Annotated in this window: 9 protein-coding genes; all 9 read right to left on the minus strand. The window is 43.5% G+C overall.

Annotation, left to right across the window (positions count from 1 at the left end; genetic code table 11):
- Positions 1–4 precede the first annotated feature (4 nt).
- A complete protein-coding gene (locus JK154_RS07250) occupies positions 5–1,228 on the minus strand; it encodes a YadA-like family protein (RefSeq protein WP_211991847.1) in 1,224 nt (407 codons plus the stop codon).
- Between the two features lie 567 nt (positions 1,229–1,795).
- Positions 1,796–2,008 carry a transcription antiterminator/RNA stability regulator CspE gene (cspE, locus tag JK154_RS07255; RefSeq protein ID WP_211991848.1) on the minus strand — a complete coding sequence of 71 codons (213 nt, stop codon included), beginning with the start codon at positions 2,006–2,008 and terminating at the stop codon, positions 1,796–1,798.
- Between the two features lie 1,169 nt (positions 2,009–3,177).
- Positions 3,178–4,098, minus strand: coding sequence for a fimbrial protein (locus JK154_RS07260; protein ID WP_211991849.1), 921 nt, complete (start codon positions 4,096–4,098; stop codon positions 3,178–3,180).
- Positions 4,099–4,236: 138 nt separating this feature from the next.
- On the minus strand, positions 4,237–4,740 hold the full coding sequence (locus JK154_RS07265) for a fimbrial protein (RefSeq protein ID WP_211991850.1): 504 nt from the start codon (positions 4,738–4,740) through the stop codon (positions 4,237–4,239).
- 12 nt (positions 4,741–4,752) lie between these two features.
- Positions 4,753–5,286: a fimbrial protein gene (locus tag JK154_RS07270; RefSeq protein ID WP_211991986.1), complete on the minus strand. Its 534-nt coding sequence runs from the start codon at positions 5,284–5,286 to the stop codon at positions 4,753–4,755.
- A gap of 10 nt (positions 5,287–5,296) precedes the next feature.
- Positions 5,297–7,948, minus strand: a complete 2,652-nt coding sequence (locus JK154_RS07275) for a fimbrial biogenesis usher protein (protein ID WP_249215809.1) — start codon at positions 7,946–7,948, stop codon at positions 5,297–5,299.
- Between the two features lie 57 nt (positions 7,949–8,005).
- Positions 8,006–8,701: a fimbria/pilus periplasmic chaperone gene (locus JK154_RS07280; protein WP_211991987.1), complete on the minus strand. Its 696-nt coding sequence runs from the start codon at positions 8,699–8,701 to the stop codon at positions 8,006–8,008.
- Positions 8,702–9,179: 478 nt separating this feature from the next.
- Positions 9,180–9,743: a type 1 fimbrial major subunit FimA gene (fimA, locus tag JK154_RS07285; protein WP_211991852.1), complete on the minus strand. Its 564-nt coding sequence runs from the start codon at positions 9,741–9,743 to the stop codon at positions 9,180–9,182.
- Positions 9,744–10,740: 997 nt separating this feature from the next.
- Positions 10,741–11,943, minus strand: a complete 1,203-nt coding sequence (locus JK154_RS07290) for an NAD(P)/FAD-dependent oxidoreductase (RefSeq protein ID WP_211991853.1) — start codon at positions 11,941–11,943, stop codon at positions 10,741–10,743.
- Between the last annotated feature and the right edge of the window lie 171 nt (positions 11,944–12,114).

The following is a 12,114-nucleotide window of genomic DNA, read 5'->3' on the forward strand; positions in this document are numbered from 1 at the left end:
TTCATTACCATTCAAAATTGACGGATGTATTGTACATTACTGCTGATGTATTTGATGTTGATGTTGATACACCGGCTTTGATAGCAACATTTTCATCCAGTCGATAACCAGAGCCAATAGCCAGGGCAGATTCACTTCGGTATCCCCCCACTCCTGCTGTAAAGTTAAACTTACCCACACCATATGGCTGGAAAAGACCGGATAATGCAGCGGTTGACGCCAGACCACGGTCTATTTTTTTATCCTGTTCATTAAATCTGTTATTTATATTTTTTTGAAAATCACTACGGATATTGTTTATTGCATTGTCGGTATAGGTATTGGCACTTTTACCGACATTGTCAGCATAGGTGTTGGCATTTTTACTGGCATTATCAGTATAGGCGTTGGCATTTTTACTGGCGCTGTCAGTGTAGGTGTTGGCGCTTTTACCGACATTGTCAGCATAGGAATTGGCGCTTTTACCGACATTGTCAGCATAGGAATTGGCGCTTTTACCGACATCGTCAGCATAGGAACTGGCACTTTTACCGACATTATCAGCATAAGAATTGGCACTCTGACCCACGCTATCCAGTTGGTTTTTATTGACAACATCATTTCCATTTACACCATCTGCCACATTCGTTATTTTTCTCTTCAATGTGTCATTGCCAACAGAAACGCTATTACTCTCGGTTGCTACCGCATTTTTACCTAAAGCAACTGAGTTTTCCCCGGATGCATTTGAATCAGCTCCAATAGCTGATGCATTATTACCCGTTGCTTTACTATTCAAACCAACAGCAGAAGATCTCGCCCCCAGGGCTGACGCATTCACACCATTGGCAGTGGAACCCAACCCTGTTGCAGTAGCGCCAGCACCACTCGCAGTGCCATTCTCACCTGATAAGGCCGCGTAACCGACGCTTGTTCCCTGGGCACCAGACTCAGCGATTGTACCTAATGATACTGAACCAGGTGCTTTAGACTTGGCTTCATTACCGATGGCAATTGAGGAGGTGTTGTTGTACTGAGTACCAGAAGAGCCAGTGACCGTGGAGCCATCAGCTAATGCCTTGTAACCAATAGCGATGTCACTATTATTAACACTGGGGGCAGAAGCATTGTCACCTAATTGTATAGAAGAGGCTCCTGCACCTCGAGTCGCTTCGATGATATCTCCGACAGCGGCATGTGCCATACCTACAGTCAAAAAGAGCAAAAGTGTTAAGTAGTTATATTTCATGATAAAACCCTTGATTAATATTTAAATAATTAAAATCATTTCTAATGATGTTTTAATTTTAGTGTTTGTTTTTTAATCTAAGAGGTTTATTCGCTTTTTATTGTTCTGGATCATAAATAATGATTTTTATTTTTATAAAAAAACAATTACGTTAAATAACGTATTGAAAATAATATGATTTTAATTTATGTGGAGTGAGTGTAATTGGATGGTTTTAAGCCTGTTGATTTTCAAAGGATTAAAAATGATATTGCGGGGGATTTATTACTATCATTAAATAAAAAAGGACATGTCGAGCAAAGTTCAGTAATGCCTTCAGGAGGCAATAATTTCAGGTAAAGAAAGACTTACTCGAAAAGTAGTAAACTGGAATATCTGAGGCGGTACACAGTGCTGAGGGCTGTTCTTGGTTCGTCTGGCACTACCTGCCGGAGTGGACTGCTGATGCATTTGCGCTGAGTTTGTTACTGTCTCTCAGCGCATCAGGTTATTTCGTCATCACTGCCACTTAACTGCTCAGGCTCAGGCCATCATCGCTATCGTAAGTGTCAGTGAGACTACCTGTGATTACAGGGCGATAACGTTAGCCGCGGACGGGCCTTTAGCACCATTCTCGATTGAGAATTCAACTTTTTGACCTTCGTCCAGGGTTTTAAAATCGTTGCTCTGAATAGCAGAGAAATGTACGAACACGTCCTTGCTACCATCTGCCGGAGTGATGAAACCAAAACCTTTCTCAGGGTTAAACCATTTTACTAAACCAGTCATTTTGTTAGACATAGATACTTCCTTTCATGTTTTTTAAGCCACACAAGTGGCGAAGATGGCCTGTTTTGCAGAATTTACTTATTGGGCACTTAGGAGGAGGCTCATGAAGAAGGGGTATCCAGGATAACGCTTGAACTGAGAACTGCTTTACTAAAACTGCTTTCATAAGGTCTGTCTTACAAACCGATGGCGACATAATAGTCATTGTTTGATCAATTAAGCAAGGATTAGTTTTATTTATATTTGAATAGATTTGTTAAGTTTTACTTACAATGGCACCGATCCGGGCGGATGGAAAGAAGCCCAGGCTCCCATGAAAAAAGCCCCGACGGATTGGATCGGGGCTTTTAAGGTACGACTGGTTTAATATTTAGCATTAATAAAATGAGTCATTACTACGGCTTATGGTACTACAGTATAAATGTACACGTTTACTACAGATAATATTGGGTATTAACTTTATAGCAACCTCCCATTATTGACCGTTGAACCTACCTACCTCTTCAGTGAAATAACACTGTAATGGTGGTCTTAATATGTACATTCCCCATTGCGACATAAATTACTTGATGCGTTGCCTTACTTTCTTTGTAATTCCTCAACTCAACTTCAAAACATAACGAAATTACAATAAACTGTTTTATATCATGGCGTTACATCGTCGCGGTTTCGTGCTTTTTTGCGATGGTACAGATCAACTACAGAGCGTTAAAACATCACTGACGTAAATAAACATGCGAGTCAGTGATCCCATAAAAAATAAATCGTGACCTTTATCGCAAATTTTACTCTTAATTAAAAAGTTATTTAACTTATTTACAGCGAGCTTTTCTACTGCTGTTGAATACCAATTTACGTATTTTAAATGCAGTGTCAATACTATTTTTATGGATTTTTATTTTATGCGAGCGGACGACGAAAGGATGATAAGCAGAGGTTAAAATGATGTGAAAAAATAGCCTTTTATTCATGGTATTAACTAGCCAGCATAGCGATGCTTCGGCGCATTCATCGTATCCTGGCTGAATGACGATATCCACAGATGGCGTGATGCAGGAAGGCAATAAACTATGCTGAGAGTGCCACCAGTATCCGTCTGCACCGGTAGATTGACACCCAATACTTCCAGCCGGCTCAGTGGCTGTGACATGAGGGTGTGAGACGATCTACCGGCGCCGGTATTACTCGTAGATGAAGGTGACGCCAATAATGGACTGCACTTTCCCGGCAATGAGCGGATCTGCTGTTCTGGCATAAGTTGCGACCAAATTGAGCGGCACATTACTTTGCTTGACGATACCCATTGCTACACGTTTCTGTGCACTAATGACGTCGCCGTTACGCAATATCTGAATACCAATCCCTTGTGCTCCTGATGATTCAGATGGTGTTAAATTTTTGAAGATTGTTTGCGAGCTGTCTGCTGTGGGACCGGTTAAATAAAAAGACAATTTTTGATCACTGGCGCATCGCACACTGAGCGGAATTGCAGCAGAACCAGGGTAGACAGGCAAGTCTACCGTTAAATCACGACTACTTACGTCACAGCCCCCGGTTGGAATGACGACTGCATTCTTTGCAATGATAGTCCAAGTAAAGGTTTCTATGTTATTAGGATTCCAGTCTGATATTTTACGCATAGTGATCAAGGCAATGATTTCACCAGGTTTAATCACCATCCCCCCGGCAGCACCGATAGGCGTCATGTAAAGCCTCAGTGGAAGTGGCAATGGGGTCAGTTCACCGATAGCCAGCACATTGGTATCCGCCGCTAAAGGCAGCGGGTAGGTCGAACCATTCCAGAAAACCGTTCCTGCGAAGCCTTGAAGGTTTCCCCCAAAGTCAGTCGGTTTCACTAAACGAACACGGTCAGTATCTCGCCAGTTACCATAACTGTTCCAGCAGCTAATATGTTGCGACAGATCCACCACCAAGTTTTGGTTGGGTTGTATAACAGGATCCAGGTCGACGTAAACTTTTTGTGAGTGGGTCGCGTATGGCAGTTGTACGCCATCAACACTGCAGGCAAATGCCAAAGCCTTTACTGAGAACATTAACATGAAAAAGGCATAAATAACCTTAAAAAACAATCTGTTAATCATAATTAATCCTTCGGTTTGCGCATCAGATAATATAATGCGTTGATCTTTCTATTATCTGATAACCCATCAAGGGGAATATCAGCAACGGCTGCCACCGCCATGGCCTGCAGTCATTGGTCTGCTTATTCTTGCGGCAAGCTATTGCCAGGTATAGGTCACATTCAGTAGTGCATCAACCGTCCCTTGACCCGCGCCACCGTTAACCGTCAGTGCTCTTACTTGAAAAGGGAAATGGGCGGTATGGGCTATTTCGTTGACTGCCACAGTTTTACTGTCGCCATTTTTATATGTATTCCCATTTTCATCCTGAACCTGGATTTGAACACTGCTTGCAGTACCCTGGTTTTTAAAATAACCAGTACTGTCAGTATCTCCGCTCAGTCTTGCCGTGACCGCACCTGTGCCTACAGGGCATTCAGTGAGCTGTAAATCGACGCTATGCCACTTTGATGCATCGCCAGGCCGCTGCAAATCACGGGTATATAAATCACCCAGTTGTACTTCAGCATTTTTTGTGACGACAATGCAGGGCTTTGCCACGACTTGCCCATTAATAGTGATATTGACATCCGCCGCATTCAAGGCCGCCGGGAATAGGGCCATTAATGCGAATGCCATCACGTTCATTTTAGACCATTTCATTTTTGCCCCCGGTTATTGAAACTCAAGTATGAAGGTGGCAGAAGCATGTATTTGTCCTGGGTGAACCGGGGACTGAGTTGCCATCAATCGTGCATAAAAAGGTAAAGTAATGATCTCTTCAGGCGCTAATTTAATCCAATTCAAAGAGGCGGTTGGGGCATTGATGGGTACTGGCTGTTTACTGTTATCCAGTATTTCGACGCCCAGTCCCTCTGCAGCATTACTGCCCCCATCAAGTTTAAGCAGGGCGGTATTGCTGCTATCCTGACTCCCGGAAAATGACACTTTGACCTCAGTAGTACCCTCAGCACAATCTTCCAGAATTATGCGAAAAGGGACCGCCTCGCTGGTGCTGCCTGCATCAGGAAACTGTTTGGAGCTGTGTTTGAGAAGGTCTACTGTGAATTCTGCTGACTCAGATGAGATAGCACAGCCAAAATCCAGCACCCGCCCAGTGACTTTGATCGTCGAACTGTCTGCGGCATGTGCCAGGGTGGTGGCCAGGCATAAACATGCTCCGATAAAACTGAGGGATGATTTTTTCATCATCGGCTCCTTAATGGCAAATTACTGATTGCTGATTGAGAGGCGTTCCCGGTGTCGTGGCAGGAAACTGGTAATCAACAACACAGTTAGCATTCTCGCCATTACCCCATGAAACCTGCAATTTTCCTGCTTGAGGAAGACCTGTCAGATAGACTTGACCACTCTCGGCCACAATGCTGCCATTCGTACCGTCACCCTGTGTCACTATCGCCCCAAATGGAACGAATTTATTTTTGTACTTCAGCGTCATTAATACTTTATTTCCTATCTGAGCGTTGAATGTGGCTCTGGCAACTGCGCCATGTGTAGGAACAACGCTCACCACGGTTTCTTCGAGTTCAACATTATCCTGAAGCGAATTGATATTCAGTGCCACGCGGTTTTCACGGTATTCTGTCGCATAAGGTATGAGGGCATAACCACGCCAGTCCGTATGTATCCCGGTTTGGTTTTCCACTTTTACGCCATCCGCACCAGGGGCTTTTATCAGGATTAGTGTTTCACCAAGTGGTTGTCCAAAGGTGACGCCATTAGCATGAGCGATAATCCCACCGCTAAATCCATAATATATTTGGTTATTCTGACCGCTGCGGCTATAACCAAGGTTGGCATTACCATAGCCGCCCCGATAATTCAGTGAGGTATAGCCACTCGATCCTGTTGAACTATTGGCTCCTTTGGTATGGCCGACCTGCACACTGTAAGAAAGGTTTCTATCACTCAGTAAAGTACCGTTGATGCCTGCCAGATTCGTCATGCCACCTTTCATATCATTCGACATGCTGTAACTGGCATTAGCATTTTTGAAGACGGATTTACTATCTGATCGCATCCAATGACTGAACGGAATATTAATATTGAATGCCAGAGTATGGTCGCGCTCATTCTGCCAGGCATTGTTTGAAAAGCTATAGCTGAGTGAAGTATTAATATCGTCAAAAGGTACATTAGCCCCGATAGATATTTGCTGATCGGAATTAGAGGTATTCCAGTAACTTTGACGGTTAGCACTCAAGTAAATAGTACCAAAGGGATCAATTTGTTGAGATATACTGATCTGTTCCTGACCACGTTTGGTATAAAGCAGATTATAATAATTAATATATTGTGATTTATCTGTGTTATTCCCGTCGGTATCAGGCTGAACCGTATACCCGCTCATTCTGCTGTAGGCACTATCAGAAAAATTATAATAACCGTTAGTGGAATAACGGTATCCCATCAACTGAATATTGGTCCCTGTCTGATAGAATGATTTGCTGTACAAAAAACGTGCTGACTGCCCGCTGTGGTGGGTATCATCTGCCAGTTTTGTATTTGCCTGGGTAATATCCATGGAAACGGCACCGAAGCTACCCAAGTCTTTCCCGAGGCCAATATTTACGGCCTGGTACTTCTGCGAAAGCTGGGCTCCACCGTAAGGCGTCCAGCCCCCGGAAAGGCCGTGCATCAGGGTGCCTTGCACAAACTTAGGGGCATCCTGCTGGTCATTGCCACTACGATACTCCCCGGCGGCAAAGGCATAACGGGTATACCCGGCACGTTGCAGTACAGGGACAGTAGAGTAAGGAACATAGAAAACTTGAGTACTGCCATCCGCCTCTTTGACCGTCACCTGAAGGTCACCCCCATTTGCGGCGGAATAAATATCATCAATGGTAAACGGGCCAGGCGGAACGGTACTCTGGTAGACTTCATAGCCGTTTTGGCGGACACTAACCTGAGCAGTACCGCGAGCGATACCATGAATCACAGGTGCAAATCCACGCTGACTATCGGGCAGCATTGCTTCAATAGAGTTGATTTTTACGCCGCGTAAGTTTACCCCTTCAAAAATATCACCATCAGTATAACCGTCACCCAAGGTCAGGCGTGAACGTAAAGAAATAATATCCCGTTCAGCCCATGTATTAATATGCTGCCATTTATTGTTATTAGGCTGCTCTCCGACACCACTGCTGTAACTCCAGATAGAGCTATCCCGTAGCCGCCATGCACCTAAATTTAATCCACTTTGCAAGTTTAAATAGGCGTAATTGCTGTTACCTGAACTACGGTTATTTTTACTGTTAATGTTATTTCCGGAAAAACTGTAGTTTACGATACCTGCATTAATTCCGTCCTCCCACAAATCCGGGGAAATATAACCACGAGCCATGCTACTGACATAAATTTGTGGGATGGACAGGGTTAGGCGTAACTGGCCGACATCAAACTCAGTCGATGAGTTAGGCAGCATTGTAGAAAGTGCGACACAACGTTCTTCCACATTAGTTTCAGTCGTAGTGGAAAAGGCCTCTTTTTTAACCCCAAAACTTTCAAGCAGTGAAGGGCTAAGGCAAGGAATCAATCCCTCACCTGATGCACCGGCTTCAAACGTGATATCACGGCTAGTGATATACTCACCATTCATTTCAATATCAACACGATAAGTTCCCGGCGGTGCCTCCTGTCCATTTTCAAATACAGACAGGTCCACACTTTCCGCCGCTTCATCATTCAGAAACCGTGGGTTGAAGTAGATCTCCGCATTTGCCGGGGATACCAGTGCAGCAATCATCAGGGCAAGCGAAAGGCGCGTGAAGTTCCAGGCACCATTCGCACGATGTGAAAGCGTTGATTGAAAAGTTTGGCGTATCGCTATCATTCTTAAATCCAGCATAATTCATCGACTCATAACATATTTATCGTTATAGAGTGCTCACTGACCTGTTGGTGATTACTGCATGACTGCTTTCATACGTTTTGTGAATGCACCATAGTCATTAATTGTTTGATAGGTGATGTCATTCGAGGCCCCTGCTGGGAAAGGGACTGACACTTGGCCCATCGGTGGTACCATCGTATTCGCCAGCTCACGACTGCCTGCTTTCATATTGGTCACGGTTATGTAATAAGGCGTCGGGTTAATCAGAGCCAGGGTACTGCCTTTATGCTGAAAACGCAGTTTAGAGGGAGCCTCATCTGGCGCCATCGGTAAGTTCGTAGGACGATAGAACATTTTTATCCGGCTGATAATTGCCAGCTGCAGGGTGTTACTGTTTTGTTGATTTTTATCGCTGCCGGGAATTGCTTTGACATTAATCCAGAATAAACTTTCACGATCCGTCGGTAATTGTTTATTAGTTGCATCGATAATACGCAGCGTATTCTCTTTTTTACCTTTCATTGAGAATAATGGTGGTGTTATCACGAATTGAGTGTCTTTTTTATCCTGAGCATTTTCAATCCAGGACTGAATAAGAAAAACACTGTCAGGGTCATTATTTATGACCGGTAACAGAACTTGCTTTTGGTTCGCTGGGTAGACGACTCGGGTGGCCCCGACTGCAACGGCAGCGTTAGCTAAGGCACTGTAGCATACTGTTAGCATGACAAAGGTTGTCACGAGAGCAATCATGACAATTCCTGGCATAGTGCGAAAAGAGGGCGCGAATTTCATCACGTTATTCTCCAAAAATTATTAGGCATTCTAAGCATAGTGCAGAAAATGAATTCAGTAGGTGTAACGTATAAAAAATTTAGGCAAGGCATAGAGTTACATGTTTTACACGTGCCTGAAATATCACATTGTTTTGTATCGAATACTCTACTTTTTCTCAAAGGATCGTGTCTGAAGTAGAGCAGAAAATATGGGGTGCCACACATTATTTGAAACTAACTAATTTATATTTGTATGTTAATTTAGTTTTAATAACTGATAACCAGATAATAATAATCCAGAGATCTGAGCATATATGATAATAAATGTGGTGTTCGGGCAACGGTCAGTACTGTTAACTATAACGCTGAACGTGAAGAGAATAATACGAGTGATATCTATTCTTCAATCTGTAATATAAATAATGCTGATATAAGGGCTATCCTTGCCCTATGAAGTCCTTAAATTCTACTTATTGATACTGAACCTTAAAGGTTGCATCAGCGTTCGCAATACCAGCAACAGACTGACCAGTAGCAATATAGCGAGCCTGGAATGGCAGAACATTAGTACCGTTGATCAGGTCAGTTTTAGCACTGAAAGTCGCACCGTCGAGAACTAAGACTTCACCAGTACGATCCAAAATCTGGATACCGACATTTTTTGCCGCACCAGCCGCTGAATTCTGCAGAGCAAGAGTGCTGTCGTTATCAGCAATTGTTGTGCCCAGGAAGGCAACCGCTGCAGTGCCAGAGATTTCTGGATCACAATCATTCAATTTAATGTTGAAGCCAACAGCAGAGCTGGTATTTCCTACTTCTTGCAGGCGGGCAGTACGAACCTGGCCCAACTCAACGGTTTGATTCACGGATTCTGAATCGATAGCGCAAGCTGCATTCACTACTTCACCTTTAAAGTGAACAGTACCGCCATTAACGGTTGTGATTGGTGCATCGCCATCTTCAGCAGCATATACAGCAGTAGAAGCTAAAGCTAAAGTGGATACCATTACCAGAGCGATATTTTTAAGTTTCATAAAATCTCCAAAAAATTGTCATTTAATATAAAAAGATTAAATTAACTGTGGCTGTAAATGAGAATTGATTCACTTCCAATGAATTCTTTAAAAATAGTAAAACCGTGTGAGCTATTTTTTAGTTCATTGTTTATCAGTCTGGGTAAATATTCAGGCTGAGTGAGATTATCATGTTTCTGAATAACGATTATTCAGAGCCAGCAATTAACTTGATGGAGTCAATTATGCAGATAAATAATAAACGGCACTTAAACAAAGATTCTGAAAAATACCTTATTAATTAGTGTGGTTTATCGTGATTTCACGTAAGTTGCTATATAATAATGATTATTTTTGATCCAAAAGGCTCTTGTTGGGTTAATAAAATTCCTAAGGTAAATTAGATTTATAATGAAAAAATCAATTTTTAACATTTCTTTAAAATAATTAATGTGGCTTTATCTCAATTGTTAACATGGTTATTTACATACGGTTCATGACTTCTGTAGATTTTTTATATTTAATAATCGAGATCTTTGTTATAACGCGACGGAAAATATCAGTGAATATAATGATACTTGCTTGATTGTACTTTTGTTGTATCTGTTTTTCATGAAAAGTGAGCTGAATGTTATTATTGTGTTGTGGCCCTGGCGGGGTTTGTTTGGAATGCTTCTGGGGCTTTCTGGAATCTTCTGGCGTTTCAATGAGTTCCCGTAGCCAGAGGGGGCATGAGTGAAATGTGACCGAAAGTGAGAGGTGTTACAGGAGCCGGTGTGGCATGCATAAGACTGCCAGTGAACACCTATTAACTTGGGGCTGCACTATATGGACAGAATTGTCAGAAGGTTAAAAATGTTGCAGGCATGGGGCATATTTTACGTCACAGAGGAATGAAGAAAGCAGACTGCCAGTTAAAACAGAATTATCCCGCGAAAAAAGTGACCGTGACCAATACGCCACCGGGCCAGTACAAAGAGAATGTACTGGCAGAGATATCTTGAGTGCTTATGGGGGATTACTGTTGCTTAATATTTACCAGTGCCTGAGCACAGGCCCATGCTGAACTCCATGCCCACTGAAAGTTATAGCCCCCTAACCAGCCACTGACATCCATCACTTCACCGATAAAATAGAGCCCGGGGACTTTCTTTGCTTCCATAGTGCGTGAGGACAGTTCATCAGTATCGATACCGCCCAGAGTGACTTCAGCAGTGCGATAGCCCTCTGTGCCATTTGGCTGTACTCGCCAGGCTTGTAGATTATCTACCAGCTCTTTTTGCTGGCGTTGATTAAGCTGTTTTAATGCCAGTTCTGGTATTTGCTGTAATAACTGTAGGCATTCCACCAAACGTTTGGGTAGCAGCATACTCAGCGTATTTTTCAGACTCTGATTTGGGTGCGCGGCACGTTGTTGATCGATAAATACATTCAAGTCAGTATCCGGCAGCAGGTTGACGATGACAAACTCGCCGGGTTGCCAGTAGCTTGAAAGCTGTAACACCGCCGGGCCAGAAAGCCCACGGTGGGTAAACAGTAAGTTTTCCCGGAAGCTGACACCGTTTTCAGCCTGGATAACAGAAGGCACAGAGACACCAGATAACACCTGCAATTGTTCCAGTAGTGGTTTATGCAGCGTGAAAGGTACCAGCCCGGCGCGGGTTGGCAGCACGTTGAGATTAAACTGTTCCGCCACTTTGTAACCAAATGGCGTAGCACCTAGGCCAGGCATTGACAAGCCACCGGTTGCGATCACCAGCTTTTCTGCCTGGACGGTCTCACCGTTAAGCAGCAGTGTAAATCCGGCATCATCCTTGGTGATGGACAGCACTTCTCGACGCAGCCATTGGGTCACATGCCCTTTGTCGCATTCAGCGACTAGCATATTGACAATTTGTTGGGCGGAATCATCACAGAACAGTTGGCCGAGGGTTTTCTCATGCCAGGCAATACCATGCTGATTGACGCAATCGATAAAGTCCCATTGGGTATAGCGTGCCAGTGCTGATTTACAAAAATGGGGGTTCTGGCTGAGGTAGGCTGCTGGTTCCACATAGAGGTTCGTGAAATTACAACGGCCCCCGCCGGACATGAGGATCTTGCGTCCAGGTTTCTTGCCATTATCAATCAGTAATACCCGACTGCCGGCTTGTCCCGCCGTTGCCGCACAAAACATTCCTGCTGCCCCGGCACCAATAATAATGACATTAAACTTTTCCACGACCTACTCCCGACTATGCTTAAGGGACAGGATTGTAAATAACACGACCTCACTGCACCAGTATTAACCGGGTGATGTTGTCTATTTCGTTGAAATTAAAAGATTAAATGTTTTACCATGCTATGAGATTAAAGATCCAAGTCAAAAAAAATCCAGATTTCACTTTGCCGT

This window comes from Citrobacter sp. JGM124 (assembly GCF_018257795.1).
In the GTDB taxonomy this organism is placed as follows: Bacteria; Pseudomonadota; Gammaproteobacteria; order Enterobacterales; family Enterobacteriaceae; genus JGM124.